The sequence below is a fragment of the Vreelandella hamiltonii genome, assembly GCF_014651795.1.
GTDB classification, from domain to species: Bacteria; Pseudomonadota; Gammaproteobacteria; order Pseudomonadales; family Halomonadaceae; genus Vreelandella; species Vreelandella hamiltonii.
In genome coordinates this window covers 290,048-306,066 of record NZ_BMXO01000001.1, presented here as the reverse complement: position 1 = coordinate 306,066, position 16,019 = coordinate 290,048, and the positions used below count along the sequence as shown (strand labels likewise).

Sequence of the window (16,019 nt, the reverse complement as noted above, 5' to 3'; positions counted from 1 at the left end):
ACCCGCCCAGCATGGCGGTCTGGCTCAGGGCTGGCGTGCTGCTGGGCGACAGATTTCGAGCAGGTTGCCGTCGGGGTCGCGCAGGTAGAGGGATTCGATGGGGCCGTTGGCTCCCTGGCGGGCGACCGGACCCAGCTCCACATCGACTTCGAGCGCGTCCAGGTGCTGCTTGAACTCATCCAGCGGCAGCTGGCAGCGCAGGCACAAGTCCAGGCTGCCAGGCGTTGGGGTGGCCGACACCGGGGCAATGTCAGTGTCGGTTTGATGCAGGCGCAGGGCCGTATCACCCAGCAACAGGTCGACCCGTTGGGCATCCCGATAACGCACATCCAGACCCAGCACACGGGAATAAAAATCCACAGCGCGACCCATATCGGTCACGGTTACAACAAGATGGTCCAGACCTGAAAGCATGCCTCTTTCCTTAAATACAAACGTAAAACCAGAGAATACGATGATGCGACGCTGCCCGCCATGTCGGCGGCAGTCGCACGACCATCGCGCAGTCGCAAGGCCATGACTGGGTCATCGACAATGTCATCAGTTTGCCACGGTTGCATGGCTATGTGGGGTTTAAGGGACACATGGGTCGCGCGATGGGCGCCGGGCAGCTATTTTGGGAAGGGCACCAAACGTCATTCAATGGCTTGGAGCAGATGAATTTCCTGCCAAGGAAGCATTCAGTTATCAAAAACACCAGACTGCTGGGCATGGGGCTGAAAAAGCATTGACTTTATGCCACTGGCAGCAATAATTGCGCGCCCGTTTTCTGCCTGCCGGTGCGATAGGCGTACAAACGGCCATCGATTCATACTCAATGCAATGTGAGGTACGCATGTCGCGGCAACTGCTGGCCATGGCGCTGGCGCCCCTACTCGGGCTGTTCATTCTGGGCATTGGCAACGGTTTTCTCGCCACCTTGATCACCATTCGACTGGACGCTGCGGGCGAGTCGGCCACGGTGATCGGTATCGTGTCGTCTGCCTATTTCATTGGCCTGGCCTTGGGGGCCATGTTCAATGATCGCCTGTTGCTGCGCATTGGCCATATTCGTGCTTACGGCAGTTTTGCATCGCTGGTGGCCGTCACCGTGCTGTTGCAGGGGTTGTTCTTCGACCCTTGGGCGTGGTTTGCCCTGCGCCTGGTGGGCGGTTGGGCCACGGTAGGGGTCTATCTGGTCATCGAGAGCTGGCTGTTGACTGCGGGCGACCAGAAAGTGCGTGGCCGCCTGCTGGCACTGTACATGATCGCGCTCTATGCCGCGGGCGTACTGGGCCAGCTGATGCTGGGCGTGACCAGCGCCATGGGTGACACCGCGCCCTTCATGGTGATCGGCCTGCTGGCGTCGCTGTCGGTACTGCCGATGGCCATGATTCCCCGCGTATCGCCGCTCATAGAACACGCCGAGCCGCTACCCCCGCACCGGCTGATCACCATGACCCCGACCGGTGTGATGGGCAGCCTGGGGTCGGGCATGGTGGTGGCGGCGGCTTATACGCTGCTGCCGCTCTATCTCCAGCGTATCGGCATGAGTGTCAATCAGGTGGGGCAACTGATGGCGGTGGTGATTCTTGGCGCCATGCTGCTGCAATACCCCATTGGCCGCTGGTCGGACCGCCACGACCGCCAGATGGTGCTGATCGGCATCAGCGCGTTCTGCGTGGTGATCTCGGCAGCCATGCTCTGGCTACCGCTCTCTACTCCTTTGTTGGTCGCGCTGCTGTTCCTGCTGGGTGGGGGCGTATTTGCGCTTTACCCGGTGGCCGTGAGCCACGCCGCCGACCGTGCACCCGCAGGGGCGCTGGTGCGCATGAGCCAGGGCCTGTTGCTGATCAACTCCATCGGGGCCACCATCAGCCCGCTGATGATTTCGCCGGTGATGACCGCCATGGGCGATGCCGGACTGTTCTGGGCCTTTGGCTCGCTCAGCCTGTTCTTCGTGCTGTTCTTCACGTGGCGCCGCAGCGTGCGCCCGGCCCCGGTCCCCGTGGCGCCGTTTACCGCTACGACGCCCATGACCGCTGCCGGTGCTGAATTGGTGGTCACCGAAGAGCTAGTGCAGGGGGCGCTTGAGCATGAGCATCTGGAAGACCTTTCCGATGTGGTGCCGGAAGTAGAGGTCGCCGAGCCGGTAGTGGGGCCACCCCAGGAAGACGAAAGCCACATCACTTATTACGACGACGTAGAAACCGAGGTGCGCAAATAAGCCGCTGAAGCGGCTATCAGGTGAGACCTTGGGCTAATGGTGCGCTGGAAGTAGTGAAACTACTATCGACGATAGTGTTTTTACTATTTCTCCGTATTTGTCCGAGGTTTTGCCATGAATTACTACGCCGCGCCGGTCCGCGATCTGCGCTTTGTGCTGGAAGAGATGCTGGCGCACCGCTCCTTGGCGCTGCCTGGGTTTGAAGAAGCCACGCCGGATCTCGTTGAAGCCGTACTGGAAGAAGCTGCGAAGCTGGCAGGTGACGTCTGGGGGCCGCTCAATAGTACGGGAGACCGTCAGGGAGCCCAGCGTCACACCGATGGCAGCGTCACCACCCCCGAAGGCTTCGCGGCGGCTTACCTGGCGTATGTGGAGGGTGGTTGGAACGGCATTGGCGTGTCTGAAGCACTGGGCGGTCAGAACCTGCCCGAAGTAGTGGCCAGTGCGGTGCAGGAGATGCTCCACGGCGCGAACATGGCGTTAGGGCTGTGCCCGATGCTCACCGCCGGTGCCATCGAGGCGCTGGCCCATCACGGCAGCGATGCCTTAAAAGCGACCTACCTGCCCAAACTGGTCGAGGGCTCCTGGACCGGCACCATGAACCTCACCGAACCCCAGGCGGGGTCGGACCTTTCCAAGGTGCGTACCAAAGCCGTTCCAGAAGGCGATCACTACCGCATCAGCGGTCAAAAGATCTACATCACCTGGGGCGAGCACGACGCTGCCGAAAACATCATTCACCTCGTTCTTGCCCGTAAGCCCGATGCCCCGGAAGGCAATAAGGGTATCTCACTCTTTTTAGTGCCTAAGTTCCTGGTCAATGACGACGGCTCGCTGGGCGAGCGTAACGATGTCACCTGCGCCTCCATCGAGCACAAGCTCGGCATTCACGGGTCGCCCACCTGTACTCTCAGCTTTGGTGAAAACGGCGGCGCCGTGGGCTATCTGGTGGGGGAGGAGGGGCGCGGGCTCAACCACATGTTCACCATGATGAACGAGGCGCGTCATAAGGTCGGTATTCAGGGCATTGGTGTGGCCGAGCGCGCCTGCCTGCACGCGTTTGCCTACGCCAATGACCGCACCCAGGGGCGTTCACCCAAGCAGCGTGGCGGCAGCGACTGCACCATCAGCGACCACTTCGATGTGCGCCGTATGCTGCTGTCCATGCGTGCCCGTACCGATGCGCTGCGTGCGCTGGCCCTCTACTGCGCTGGCCAGCTGGATGTTGCCCGTCATGCGGCCGATGACGCCGAGCGCCAGTCGGCCCAGGCCTGTGTAGATGTACTGATTCCTATCGTCAAGAGTTTCTCTACCGACCAGGCCGTGGACATTGCTTCCATGGGGGTTCAGGTGCACGGCGGCATGGGCTATGTGGAAGAGACCGGTGCTGCCCAGCTGCTCCGAGATGCCCGCATCGCGCCCATCTATGAAGGCACCAACGGCATCCAGGCGCTGGACCTGGCAGGCCGCAAACTGCAGCGCGATGGTGGTGCCGCCTTGCTGGCCTTGTTGGCCGAGGTACGCAACACCGCTGACGACCTGGGCAAGAGTACGCGGCTGAATGCCATGGGGCCGCTGCTGAGCGATGCCGCTGACGACCTGCAGGCCGCCATGGAGATCGTGCTGGAGCAGGGTAGCCACCCTGAACAGGGGCCGGATGCCGTGCAAGCCTACGCCACGCCTCTCTTGAACCTGGCGGGCCATGTGCTGTGCGCTTGGCAGATGGGCCAGGCGGCGCTGCACGCCCAGCAAGCCATTACTCAAGGCAACGACGACCCGTTCTATCGCACCAAGCTGTGCAGCGCCGAATTCGTCATCCACCAGTGGCTGCCGGTCGGGCGTGCCCAGCGCGTGGTGATCGAGGCCGGCATGCAGTGTTTGAGCGACTTCGATAGTCAGCAGTGACGTTGACGCTTTGCTATCTACTTCCATGGCAACTTCGCCGACCGTTAAGGTCGGCGTTTAACTTTTAATAACAATGAAACGGTCGTTTTGATTTTCACTGAAAATCAATGCTTCATTCCGGCCTTGCATCTTAAAAATTAACAATATTTATAACCAAGGAGTTTTTATGCAGTTGAAACATCGCCAACATGGAGAAGAGCAGCCCTACTGGCCTTTAGGGCCATTTAAAGTCCGCCTACCATTTGTTCATTACCGATGGGAAATGGCTGAAATGATCCAAGGGCTAATAATGTTTGTGGTTAGCCTTGCCATGATACCGTTGCTGGAGCAGTACCTGGGCCTGCCTTACGATATAGCGTTAGCCTTCGTGGTGGTTTGTGGTATTGGATTTATGCTGCCAGCATTACTTGGGGTGCCTATGGTGCCAGGTTGGATTACCCCCGCAGTGCCGGTGGTGCTGGTCTTTTTAGGTGACTTTGAACCGGGTGATGAAGCCATTCAGGCTCTGTTTGCGCTACAGTTTTTAGTGTTTTTGATTTTCTTCTTTTTAGGTGTTACTGGGCTCGGGCGAAAGCTGGTGCACCTGGTGCCTAACTCACTACAGGCCGGGATCATTATCGGGGCTGGTATTGCAGCAATTACAGGCGAGATACAGCAAGGTGGGCGCTTGGCAGAAACGCCAGTTTCTTTGATTGCAGGTATGCTGATTGCTATTTTTATGCTGTTTTCCGTAGCGTTTAAACGCTGGGTTGCCGACCACCTGGTCGTACGCAGGATTGCTAATTATGGAATGGTGCCCGGCATGGTGGTCGCTATTTTGATTGCTTGGGCAATAGGCGAGTATCCACGTCCAAGCATTGAGTGGGGGGTGACGCAACCCAACTTTTCAGATATGTGGGCCTACCTGCCCTTTAGTGTCGGCTTTCCAGGCATTGATGTGTTTATGCTGGCGCTGCCTACCGCGGTGATTGCTTATGTCATTGCTTTTGGTGACATCGTCGTGGGTCGTACGCTGATGTCTCGTGTTGACCATATACGCACGGATGAAAAAATCGATTACAGCACGGATCGCATTCACCATGTCACTGCTATTCGTAATGGTATACATGCTTTCTTTGCTCCCTATCCTGGGTTGGCAGGCCCCATCTGGACAGCGGTGACAGCCACAATGGCTGAGCGTTACAAAAATGGTCGCAATGCCATGGAGTCGATTTACAGCGGAGGAGGTACTTTCTGGATTACGGGGTTCATTGCGCTCTTTACTCTACCGTTAGTAAGTATGTTTCAACCCGTGCTGCCGATAGCTTTATCTTTAACGTTACTGCTCACTGGGTATATTTGCTTGATGGTTGGTATAGAGCAAACTAAAAATACGGCAGAGCGCGGCGTGGCGGGCACTATGGCAGTTGTGCTTGCTGTGTATGGGGCAGGGTGGGGGTTGGCTGCTGGTGTCGTGCTTTATGTGCTTGTACAAAAGCAGAACATGTTCGGACGCGAGCCTCGTTCTGATAGCGACCTTGAACGTCATGACAACCACTAACAATAGGCCTTTTCAGGTTTTCGTTAATTAATGAGGTAATGTATGAGTCTTTCAATTTTCGAGCAGGACTTACCCCCCACACCGGCCAATCACGTGGCGCTTTCCCCTCTAACGTTCATCGAGCGTTCGGCGGCGGTGTATCCCGATTACCCGGCCGTGGTGCATGGCCAGACGCGCCGCACCTGGGCAGAGACCTGGGCACGCTGCCGTAGGCTCGCATCCGCGCTGGAAAAACGCGGTATTCAGCCGGGCCAGACAGTGGCGGCCATGCTGCCCAATGTACCCGCAATGTTCGAGGCCCACTTCGGTGTGCCGCTGGCGGGCTGCGTGCTGAATACCCTGAATATCCGCCTCGATGCCGATGCCATCCGCTATATGCTGGCCCATGGCGAAGCCAAGGCGATTCTGGTGGATCCTGAGTTTGCCGAGGTGATTCAAGCGGCGGTGGCCACGTTGGAGAGCAAGCCGCTGATCATCGACGTGGCCGACCCGGAGTTTTTGGGTGAGACCCAAGGCATTGGCGAGCTGGAGTACGAGGCGCTGCTGGTCGAGGGCGACCCGGAGTACGCTTACCAACTGCCCAGCGACGAGTGGCAGGCGATTTCATTGAATTACACGTCGGGGACTACGGGCAAACCCAAAGGGGTGGTATATCACCATCGCGGTGCCTACCTGAACGCGGTGAGCAATATTCTCGAGTGGGCCATGCCGCACCATCCTGTCTACCTGTGGACGCTACCGATGTTCCACTGCAATGGCTGGTGCTTCCCCTGGACCATTGCCGCCAATGCAGGCGTCAGCGTTTGCTTACGCAAGGTAGACCCCAAACGCATTACTGACCTGATCGCTGAAGAGGGCGTCACTCACTTTAGCGGTGCGCCGATCGTGCTCAATGGGTTGGTGAACCTGCCCGCCGAACAGAAGCGGGTGTTCGATCATCCGGTGAAGGTGACCACCGCCGGTGCCGCGCCGCCTGCCTCGGTGATTGCAGGGGTGGAAAAGCTGGGCATCGAAGTGACCCACGTTTACGGGCTTACCGAGGTGTACGGCCCGGTCACGGTATGTGCTTGGCGCGAGGCGTGGAACGAGCTGCCGCTGGAGTCGCGGGCCAAACTCAAGTCACGCCAAGGCGTGCGCTACCACATGCTGGAAGCGCTCTGCGTCGCCGATCCAGTCACGCTGGAACCCATTGCCAAGGATGGCCAAACCATCGGCGAAATCCTGATGCGCGGCAACAACGTGATGAAGGGATATCTCAAAAACGCCGAGGCGACGGAAAAAGCGCTGGAGGGCGGCTGGTACCACACGGGCGACTTGGCGGTATGGCACGCCGACGGCTATATCGAGATTAAAGACCGCTCGAAAGATATCATCATCTCGGGCGGTGAAAACATCTCCACCATTGAAGTCGAAGATGCCATTTACAGCCATCCAGCGGTGGAAGAGGCCGCCGTGGTCGCGAAGCCGGATGAAAAGTGGGGCGAAACGCCCTGCGCGTTCGTCAAACTGAAAATAGGCTACGGCGAAGTCACCGAGGCGGATATCATTGCCCACTGCCGTAAGCATCTTGCGAGCTTTAAAGTGCCGAAAACGGTGGTTTTTAGCGAACTGCCCAAAACGTCCACGGGCAAAATTCAAAAATTCGTGCTGCGTGAAGAAGCCAGACAGCACCAGTCAGGGGAACAGCGATGAGCGAACAGCGGATTGGCGTGGTAGGCGCAGGCACCATGGGGCAGGGGATTGCTCAAGTGGTGGCCGCGAGTGGCTTTAACGTGAGGCTCTACGATGTCGCCGATGAGCAGCTCACCCGCGCCAAAAATGCGATCGATAAAGGGCTCGAGAAGCTCGTTGCCAAAGAGAAGATGACGGCAGAGGACAAGCAGGAAGCGCTGGCTCGGCTTTCGACCACCACGGCGCTGGATGCGCTCAGCGACTGCAGCGTGATCATCGAGGCTGCCCCCGAGCAGCCCGCATTGAAAGAGAAGCTGTTTCGGGATCTCAGCCATTTGAGCAGCGACGCTATTCTGGCGTCGAACACGTCGTCTCTATCACTGACTCGGCTGGCGGCGGTCTGTGAGCGCCCTGAGCGGGTGGTAGGCATGCACTTCTTCAACCCGGTGCCGGTACTCAAGCTGGTCGAGGTGATCCGCGCCGAGCAGACCTCGGATGCCACCGTAGAGCGCATCGAAGCGCTGACCAAGGCGCTGGGCAAAACCGCAGTGCCGGTGGGCGATGCGCCAGGCTTTGCCGTGAACCGTTTGCTGGTGCCGATGATCAACGAGGCCGCGTTTATCGTGCAGGAAGGCACCGCCACGCCGGAAGCCATCGATGACGCCATGAAGCTGGGTGCCGCCCATCCCATGGGGCCGCTGGCGCTGGCGGATTTGATTGGCCTGGATGTGTGCTTGGCGATCATGGAAGTGCTGCAGGAAGGTTTTGGCGATCCCAAGTACCGCCCCTGCCCGCTGCTCAAGCGCATGGTGGCCGCAGGCTATCTGGGCCGCAAGAGTGGGCGTGGGTTCTATATCTACGAATAGCAGGCTGCGAGCTTAAGGGGCGACAAAAGAAGTGATTGCCACCCAACCAAGCGTTCGCTAGGGTTGAGTGGTAACCACTTCTACGCGCGATAACAATTAAGGAGCCGCCATGAGCGATGCAGTGATCGAGAAGGTTGATAACGATGGCGTGGTACGCCTGACCATTAATCGTCCCAAAGCCTTGAACGCGCTGAACAGCGAAGTGCTCAGCGCTTTGGAAACGCACCTGGTCGAGTTGGAAGCTCACCCCAGCCTGCGGGCGGTATTGATTACGGGGGCCGGAGAAAAATCTTTCGTGGCCGGGGCAGACATCACCGAGATGCGTGATAAAACCCCGGAAGAAGCGCGCGCCTTTGCCAGCCAGGCACTGCGCACCATCAAACGCCTGGAAACCTTGCCCGTGCCGGTGGTCGCGCTGGTCAACGGGTTTTGCCTTGGCGGCGGCTGCGAACTGGCGCTGGCCTGCGACTGGGCCGTCGCCAGCGACAACGCCATCTTCGGCCAGCCGGAAGTCCTGCTAGGCGTCATTCCCGGCTTTGGCGGCACCCAGCGTTTGCCGCGCCGAGTCGGTCCCGCCATGGCCATCGACCTGGTGACGACCGGGCGCAAGATCGATGCCCAGGAAGCGCTGCGCATCGGCCTCGTCAACCGGGTAATGCCCCAGGCCGAACTTGAGAGCTATGTTGAAGAGCTTACCAAGCAGCTGAAGGGGAACGGGCCGCAGTCGGTACGCGGCGCCAAGCAGGCTGTGCATGACGGCATGGATCAGGACCTCGATAGCGCCTTGGCCCTGGAAACCAGCCTGTTTGCCTTCTGCTTTGCAGGCCAGGAGCAGAAAGAGGGCATGAGCGCGTTTGTCGAGAAGCGTAAACCCAACTTCTAGGGTTTATTTTTAGTTCATCGCATTCTGGCGTGGCAGCGAAGCAATTCCCGGCCAGGTGCGATGAACCTTGTTTATCGCGGGCTAAAGCCCCCTCCCACAGTACCATTGCCCAGCCGCCATTGGCCCACTGAATCCCCCAGCCCTCCTGTGGGAGGCCAATTCCATTGGGCGACTGCCTGGGGAGGCACTTGTGCCTGAATCATCGCGGGCTAAAGACCCTTCCCACAGTCCCATTGCCCAGCCGCCGCTGGCCCACTGAATCCCCCAGGCTTACCTATGGGAGGCCAATGGATCCACGTCAGTCTGCGTAGAATCTCATTTTTCGAGTTTTACTTATTCAAGGGGTGGCGCATGCGTCGCCCCTTATTTTATTCTCAGGCTTACTATTTTTCAGAGAAAGGAGTCACCGCGATGCAGTGGGCCGCTTTTGTGGTTGCCGCGCTGGGGTTTGCCTACTTGCCTGGGCCTGCGATGCTGTATACCGCTGCGCAAACCCTGGGGCGTGGCCGACGCGCAGGCTGGCTGGCGGTGGCGGGAGTGCATCTAGGCTGCTACGTGCATGTAATAGCGGCCGCGCTTGGCCTGGCCCTGCTGTTTGCCGCCATTCCGCCTGCGTATCTCGCCATGAAGATCATCGGTGGGCTCTATCTGCTCTGGATGGGGGTGCGCTTGTGGCGGCAGGGCATTCGCACGATTGGCGATGAGCTGCCGTTGGCCACCACCCGGCGGGTGCTGCGCGATAGTTTCCTGGTAGAAGTGCTCAACCCCAAAACGGCGCTGTTCTTCGTGGCGTTCCTGCCCCAGTTCGTGCAGCCCGACAGCGCTCTGCCGGTGGCATGGCAACTGCTGTGGCTGGGGGTAGCCACCAACGTACTGTTTTCGTCGGCGGACGTGGTCGTGGTGTTGCTGGCCAGCCCGCTGCGCGCTTGGCTGCAAACGTCCAATAGCTCCACCCGTTGGGTACAGCGGATGGGCGGCGGCGTACTGATGGGGCTGGGCGGAAATACGCTGGTTCAGGCGGCACGCTAAAACGATCACTCGCAAGGCTATCAATCGCTAAAGCGATCAATGACGTGTTCACCACAAGGAGCGCACCATGTTTGATCTGTATATCGCCAACAAGAACTACTCTTCCTGGTCGCTGCGCCCTTGGGTGCTGCTGAAAACGCTGGAGATCCCCTTCAACGAGCATCTGATGCCGTTCGAAGGGGGCTTTGGCGAGAGCCTCGCGACCTTCAAGCGTTTTTCTCCTTCGGGGCTGGTGCCGTGCCTGGTCGATCGCGAACACGAGGTGGCCGTGTGGGACTCGCTGGCGATTGTCGAGTACGTGGCCGAAGCGCATCCTGACGTATGGCCACAGCAGCTTGCCGCACGGGCCTGGGCACGCTCCGCCAGTGCCGAGATGCATAGCGGCTTTGCAGCGCTGCGCGATGAGTGTTCGATGAACTGTGGTGTACGGGTAACGATGAACGCGATGTCCCCTGGGCTGAAAAGCAACCTGGCCCGGCTGGATGCGCTATGGCAGGAGGGGCTTGAGCGTTTTGGTGGCCCTTTTCTGGCGGGTGAGCACTTTACCGCCGTGGACGCGTTTTATGCCCCAGTGGCGTTTCGCGTGCAAACCTTTGGCCTTCCGCTGGGCGATGCCTCGCTGGCCTACGTGCAGCGCCTGTTGGCTCTGCCTGCCATGCAGGCGTGGTATGCGGCGGCGCTGAAAGAGACCTGGCGGGAGCCCATGCATGAACAAGAGACCCTGAAGCAGGCAACGCTGCTGAGCGACGAGCGGGCGACCGCATAGTACTTTAAAGAAAGTACTGTACAGAAAGTACTGTGCAGGAAGTTCCGGGCTAGAGGGGGGACGGCGCGGAGAGGGCGTAAATCCGCTACACTGACGCCTCTAATATTTCGCAACACGATTGAGAGTCATCAGATGGCGCTAAGTGCTACCCCCTACAAAGTGGATGTGAACCTGACCGACCTGGACCGCAACGTCTACGAAACGCTGCGGTTCACGGTGGCGCGCCACCCTTCCGAAACCGAAGAGCGCCTGTGCACACGGCTGATCGCTTACCTGCTGTGGTACAGCGAAGCGCTGGCCTTTGGACGCGGGCTCTCGGACGTGGACGAGCCAGCCTTGTGGGAGAAGAGCCTGGACGGGCGAGTGCTACACTGGATTGAAGTAGGGCTTCCCGATGCCGAACGCATGACCTGGTGTTCTCGGCGTGCCGAGCGGGTTTCCCTGCTGGCCTATGGCCGTGTCGACCTGTGGGAGAGCAAAGTGCTGCCTGCGGTCGCATCGCTGAAGAACGTTCACGTGGCCGGGTTACCCGCCGATGCGCTGTCTACGGTGGCGACGAACTTGCCCAGGGCCATCAACTGGGCCGTGATGATCAGTGATGGTGCGCTGTTCATTACCGATGAGAACGGCCAGCACGAAATCACCCCTGAATGGCTGCTGCGCGAACGCTGATCGAGGGTATTGGCGGTGAGGGATGACCGCCAGACTCCGCGCAAGTGGAAACAGCGTTGAGCGAGCCATAGGCGACTATAAAAGTAGCTTGCTATCTTTTTGCAAGATTACATACAATCAGCAATGTTTGTTACTCAAGGAACGAGCCATGAAACCCTTTGCTGTATTACGTGCCCTAGTATTGCCGTTTAGCCTGCTGCCTGCGCTAGCCATGGCCAGCGACAGCGCCTTGACCCTCAAGCTCGAAAACGATGGCCTGGCCAGCAGTGATGACGGCCACTTCACCAGTGGCTTCGAGCTGAACTGGATGACGACGCCCTCCGAACAGAACTGGCTGCAGCGGCTTGCCGTGGCGTTGCCAACGGGGTTGATGGGGCAGGCTGACCGGGTGGCGTATCGCTTCGTGCACCAGATTTATACGCCCGATAACATCGAACGGCGCTCCCTGATCGAAGATGACCGCCCCTATGCAGGGCTGGTATACGGCGGTGTGTCGCTATATGAAGATGTGCCGGTGGGGCAGTGGCAGCGGGCCACCGATCTGCACCTCGATGTGGGCTTGGTAGGGCCCTCTTCCTTGGCTGACAGTATCCAGCGTGAGGTACACCGCGTCACCAATAGCGACCGCCCGCGGGGCTGGCGTAATCAGCTGGGTGACGAAGCGCTGATCAATCTGACGCTGCGCCGCCAGTGGTGGCATGACACTCCGCTGGCGGGCAAACAGTTTGCTCACGGCCCCAGTGTCGGCGCGGCGTTGGGCAACCTGTACACCTACGCCAGCGCTGGCTACAGCGTGCGCTGGGGAGACGACGCTCAAGGCATTCCTACCCTGACCCCCAACCCCGGTACGCGCCATCTGATGAGCGAGAGCCGTGGCTGGCAGTGGTATCTGTTTGCCAGCGTCGAAGGCTATTACATGGCCCATAATCTGACCCTGGACGGTAATACCGTGCGCGATAGCCATTCGGTAGACCGCAAGGAGTGGGTCGCCGATGCCTCCACGGGCTTGGCGCTGGCCTGGGAAGACTGGCAGGTGACCTACGCCGTCGTACAGCGCACCCGCGAGTTCGAAGGGCAGGATGAGCAGGATGTGTTTGGCGCCATGACGCTGACCAAGCGTTTCTAGTGCAGTAGGCCGACGCGCAAACGACCGAGAGGGGCAGCATGAGCAGCAAGTACCCACAGACACCGGATGGACGCTACTTCGTTGCCAAGAACCGGCTGTGGCGCTGCACCGATCCGCGTCTCTCGGAAGACACCCGGCGTCTTAATGTCAAAGCGTTGATGAAGGCGCGGCGTGCGGTGCGCAGTGCCCAACAGCATGACGATGAGCACGCGCTTCGCCAGGCACGTCAGGCCGTGCAGGAAGCCAAGGAAGCACTGGGTGAGCGGGGGCCTGTCTGGTGGCAGGATGGAGCACCGGACGAAGGCGGTCTCGCTCCCCACAACAGCTCCTATGCCGACTGGTGGGCTTCGCGCTCCTGAATCCCGGCGTGTGGTAATCTGCACACCACTCTTACTGCATCGATAGGCACCCTGTGACCATCAAAGCCAATCTGTCCATTCTGGATATCGTGGGCCACCTGCTGGTGTGGCTGTTACTGACGATTTTTACGCTGGGGATCGCGCTGTTTTTCTTTCCGTACTCCTTTGCTCGCTTTGTCATCAATCGTACTAGCGTGGTCGACCATGCCAGTGGGGTAGAGCGAAAAATGGTCTGCGATATCAATATCTTCAGCAATATCGGCCATATCATCCTGTGGATGGTGATTTCGTTTATCACCTTGGGGATTGGCTATATCTTCTACTTTTACCGCGTTTGGAACTACGCGTTGAACAACTCACGCGTGCTGTAGTTCTGCCGGTTCCTCCGCCCGCTGCCTGTCAGCGGGCACCCCCTTTCACAGGTTCACGTTGGCAGCCATAGGTTCACGTTGACAACCCAACGTTCGGATTCTATATTTTGCGCGAATAAAAATTACTCTCATTAATATTACTATTCGCTCTGGGATCCAAGATGAACCATCTACCTACCTTTCGGCTGCGCACTTTAGGCGTGGCCGTTGCGCTGGCGGCGGTCACCACGTCGCTGCAGGCGCAAGAGAACCCCGTTGGCAATGTGAATCTGGAAACGGTGGAAGTCACCGCAGAGACGGCGGGCCGCTTCGGTTATATCGAAGCCGAACGCCAGCCTGGCGTCGGCAAGCTGGACGTGCCGATGGCCGAGCAACCCTTTTCGATGTCGGTGATCGACCAGGAATTCATTCAGGACAGCGGTGCGAAGAATATTCAGGACACGCTGCTCTACACCCCGGGCGTCTATGCGGGGAATTTCGGCTTCGATACCCGTGGTGACAGTGCCAAGGTGCGAGGGTTGGACGCAGGCCGCTATCTGGACGGGTTACGCCAGATCTATGGTTCATACAACACCGTGCGCACCAATGTCTATGCACTGGAGAGCGTCGAGGTTCTGCGCGGGCCCTCGTCGATGCTGTACGGGCAGGCAGATCTGGGTGGCATCATCAACGGTGTTTCCAAGTTTCCCCAGGAAGAGCGCAGCGGTGAGATATGGGCACAATACGGCACCTTCGATCGCAAGCAGCTGGCCTTTGATTTTACCGGGGCCGCCGACGAGGAGGGCGTATTTCTCTACCGGATTGTGGCACTCGTGCGTGACAGTGACACCCAAGTCGACCACGTCAGGGATGACGGGTATGTCCTGGCGCCTTCGTTTACCTGGCGCCCCAGTGACGATACCCGCGTGACGCTGCTGCTGAATCGCCAGGAGGACAGAAGCCAGGTATCTGCGCAGTTCCTGCCGCAGGTGGGCACTTTGCAGCCGGGCTCCTTGGGATTCATTGGCTCAGAGCGTTTCGTGGGTGAGCCCGGCTGGGACCGTTACGATAGCGAGAAAACCGAGACCACGCTGTTCGTTGATCAGCAGCTCAACGATGCATGGGCCTTCTCGGCCACGGCGCGCTACACCAACTCCAGCACCGAGACACGCGAGCACTGGGTCGATATTCCCAGCGTTCCGGATGCCAACGGTGAGGTCAACCGGACGATCTTCACGGCCGATGCCGACACCCGCATTTTGAACCTGGACGCTCGGCTTGCCGGTGAATTTGCCCTGGGGGCGACAGAACACACCCTGGTGGCAGGGATCGATCGTCAGGATGCCCGTTGGGCACAAGACAACTACAGCTCCGTGACGGGGGGGGGCGGTCGCTTCAACGTCTACCAGCCACGTTACGGTAATCTGCAATTGGATTCGCTGACGCCAACCGATCGGCCCGATAACCGGATCGAGCAGGTGGGAGTCTATCTGGCCGATCACATTGAAGTGGGGCCGGTGGTGATCTCTGCGGGCCTGCGTCGTGACTGGGCCGAGAACCGCACGCTGGCGCTGTCGGGGCCCGATACGGTCAGCGACGAAGCGCAGACGACAGGGCGTATCGGGCTGATGTATCGCTTTGATAACGGCTTTTCACCTTACGTCAGCTACTCCGAAGCGTTCTCGATGAACCTGGGCAGTGACGGGACGGCAAATCCGAGCCCGCTCAAGCCTACCACGGGTGACCAGGAAGAGATTGGCTTCAAGTATGTGTCGCCTGATCAGTCGTTGGCGGTCAGTGCGGCGTATTTCGACATTACCCAGCAGAACCGGATCAGCGATGGTGCCACGCCCGGTGGCGTCGAGCAGGTGGGTGCCGTGGTGGATGGTTGGGAGCTGCAGGTCAACAAGCGTTGGCAGCAGTTCGAGACGCAGCTGGCTTATACCAATCTCAATGCCACCAATGATGCTACCGGCGCGAGGCTGCCCTACGTGGCTGAAGAGCAGGTCTCCTGGTGGAATCGTTTGTACGTGGGCAACCACTGGCGCGTGGGCGCAGGCGTGCGCTATGTGGGTGATAACGTGGGCGCTGCCGAAGCACCGCTGGTGCCTTCCAGCACGTTGTACGATGCGATGGTGGGTTACACCCTGGGCGAGTGGGATTTCTCGGTCGACCTGAAAAACGCCACCGACGAAGAGTACATCTCCTGGTGCCGCTATGACGGAGGCGACTGTGGCTACGGTGATCGCCGCAGCGTCACGGCCAACGTGCGCTATCAGTTTTGATATACATGCCGCGTGAGATACGGTGGCATACCGCCACATGAACTCGCTACATGAACAACGGGGCCTGCGATGAGCAGGCCCTGTTGCCTTCCTGGGTCTCTTCGTGAGTCGATGCTTAGCGTGGCTGTTTGATCAGCAGCTTCACCAGCCGTCGCACGATAGGGGAGACCAGATTGATCACCGGCAGCGCGACGGCAAAGGCAAACAGCCACGCTTTGAGCCAAATCATCACGATCCCATCCACGAGTCCCACGTTATATAGCGTAATCACCAGTGACATGATGCATGACATGAACAGCGCCATGAGGCATGAAAATATCAGCTGGGCGTATTTCGGATCGAACATCGTACGTTTTCCTGA

15 protein-coding genes are annotated in these 16,019 nt (G+C 59.0%); 13 read left to right on the top strand and 2 right to left on the bottom strand.

What is annotated here, in order from left to right:
• Positions 1 to 24 precede the first annotated feature (24 nt).
• Positions 25 to 414, bottom strand: a complete 390-nt coding sequence (locus tag IE061_RS01565; RefSeq protein WP_016914602.1) for a VOC family protein — start codon at positions 412 to 414, stop codon at positions 25 to 27.
• 421 nt (positions 415 to 835) lie between these two features.
• On the opposite strand from IE061_RS01565, the gene IE061_RS01560 reads away from it, so the two are divergent.
• The 13 genes from IE061_RS01560 to IE061_RS01500 all read left to right on the top strand — a co-directional run bounded on the left by IE061_RS01560 (position 836) and on the right by IE061_RS01500 (position 15,658).
• Complete coding sequence (locus IE061_RS01560; protein ID WP_100731634.1) at positions 836 to 2,206, top strand: MFS transporter; 1,371 nt, start codon at positions 836 to 838, stop codon at positions 2,204 to 2,206.
• Positions 2,207 to 2,320: 114 nt separating this feature from the next.
• Positions 2,321 to 4,111, top strand: coding sequence for an acyl-CoA dehydrogenase (locus tag IE061_RS01555; protein WP_193460784.1), 1,791 nt, complete (start codon positions 2,321 to 2,323; stop codon positions 4,109 to 4,111).
• Positions 4,112 to 4,277: 166 nt separating this feature from the next.
• A complete protein-coding gene (locus tag IE061_RS01550; RefSeq protein ID WP_193460783.1) occupies positions 4,278 to 5,651 on the top strand; it encodes a solute carrier family 23 protein in 1,374 nt (457 codons plus the stop codon).
• Between the two features lie 42 nt (positions 5,652 to 5,693).
• Entirely contained in the window at positions 5,694 to 7,343 is a 1,650-nt protein-coding gene (locus IE061_RS01545) for an acyl-CoA synthetase (RefSeq protein ID WP_193460782.1), read from the top strand.
• Positions 7,340 to 8,188: a 3-hydroxybutyryl-CoA dehydrogenase gene (locus IE061_RS01540; protein ID WP_144981758.1), complete on the top strand. Its 849-nt coding sequence runs from the start codon at positions 7,340 to 7,342 to the stop codon at positions 8,186 to 8,188. Before IE061_RS01545 ends, IE061_RS01540 begins: the two co-directional genes overlap by 4 nt.
• A gap of 109 nt (positions 8,189 to 8,297) precedes the next feature.
• A complete protein-coding gene (locus IE061_RS01535; RefSeq protein ID WP_039176543.1) occupies positions 8,298 to 9,071 on the top strand; it encodes an enoyl-CoA hydratase/isomerase family protein in 774 nt (257 codons plus the stop codon).
• A gap of 411 nt (positions 9,072 to 9,482) precedes the next feature.
• A complete protein-coding gene (locus IE061_RS01530; protein WP_189463916.1) occupies positions 9,483 to 10,100 on the top strand; it encodes a LysE family translocator in 618 nt (205 codons plus the stop codon).
• Between the two features lie 67 nt (positions 10,101 to 10,167).
• Positions 10,168 to 10,866 carry a glutathione S-transferase family protein gene (locus tag IE061_RS01525; protein ID WP_193460781.1) on the top strand — a complete coding sequence of 233 codons (699 nt, stop codon included), beginning with the start codon at positions 10,168 to 10,170 and terminating at the stop codon, positions 10,864 to 10,866.
• Positions 10,867 to 10,998: 132 nt separating this feature from the next.
• Complete coding sequence (locus tag IE061_RS01520; RefSeq protein ID WP_039176533.1) at positions 10,999 to 11,538, top strand: YaeQ family protein; 540 nt, start codon at positions 10,999 to 11,001, stop codon at positions 11,536 to 11,538.
• A 148-nt stretch (positions 11,539 to 11,686) separates the two neighbouring features.
• Entirely contained in the window at positions 11,687 to 12,664 is a 978-nt protein-coding gene (locus IE061_RS01515) for a lipid A deacylase LpxR family protein (RefSeq protein ID WP_144981748.1), read from the top strand.
• A gap of 38 nt (positions 12,665 to 12,702) precedes the next feature.
• Positions 12,703 to 13,023 (top strand): hypothetical protein, encoded by a 321-nt coding sequence (locus IE061_RS01510; RefSeq protein ID WP_193460780.1) that lies wholly within the window; start codon positions 12,703 to 12,705, stop codon positions 13,021 to 13,023.
• Between the two features lie 53 nt (positions 13,024 to 13,076).
• Positions 13,077 to 13,394: a DUF6693 family protein gene (locus IE061_RS01505; protein ID WP_039176527.1), complete on the top strand. Its 318-nt coding sequence runs from the start codon at positions 13,077 to 13,079 to the stop codon at positions 13,392 to 13,394.
• 161 nt (positions 13,395 to 13,555) lie between these two features.
• The gene (locus IE061_RS01500) at positions 13,556 to 15,658 is read left to right on the top strand and encodes a TonB-dependent siderophore receptor (protein ID WP_193460779.1); all 2,103 of its coding nucleotides are present in this window, start codon (positions 13,556 to 13,558) and stop codon (positions 15,656 to 15,658) included.
• A gap of 115 nt (positions 15,659 to 15,773) precedes the next feature.
• Here IE061_RS01500 and IE061_RS01495 read toward each other — a convergent pair whose 3' ends face one another.
• Positions 15,774 to 16,004 (bottom strand): DUF2798 domain-containing protein, encoded by a 231-nt coding sequence (locus IE061_RS01495; protein WP_016914587.1) that lies wholly within the window; start codon positions 16,002 to 16,004, stop codon positions 15,774 to 15,776.
• Positions 16,005 to 16,019: the final 15 nt, after the last annotated feature.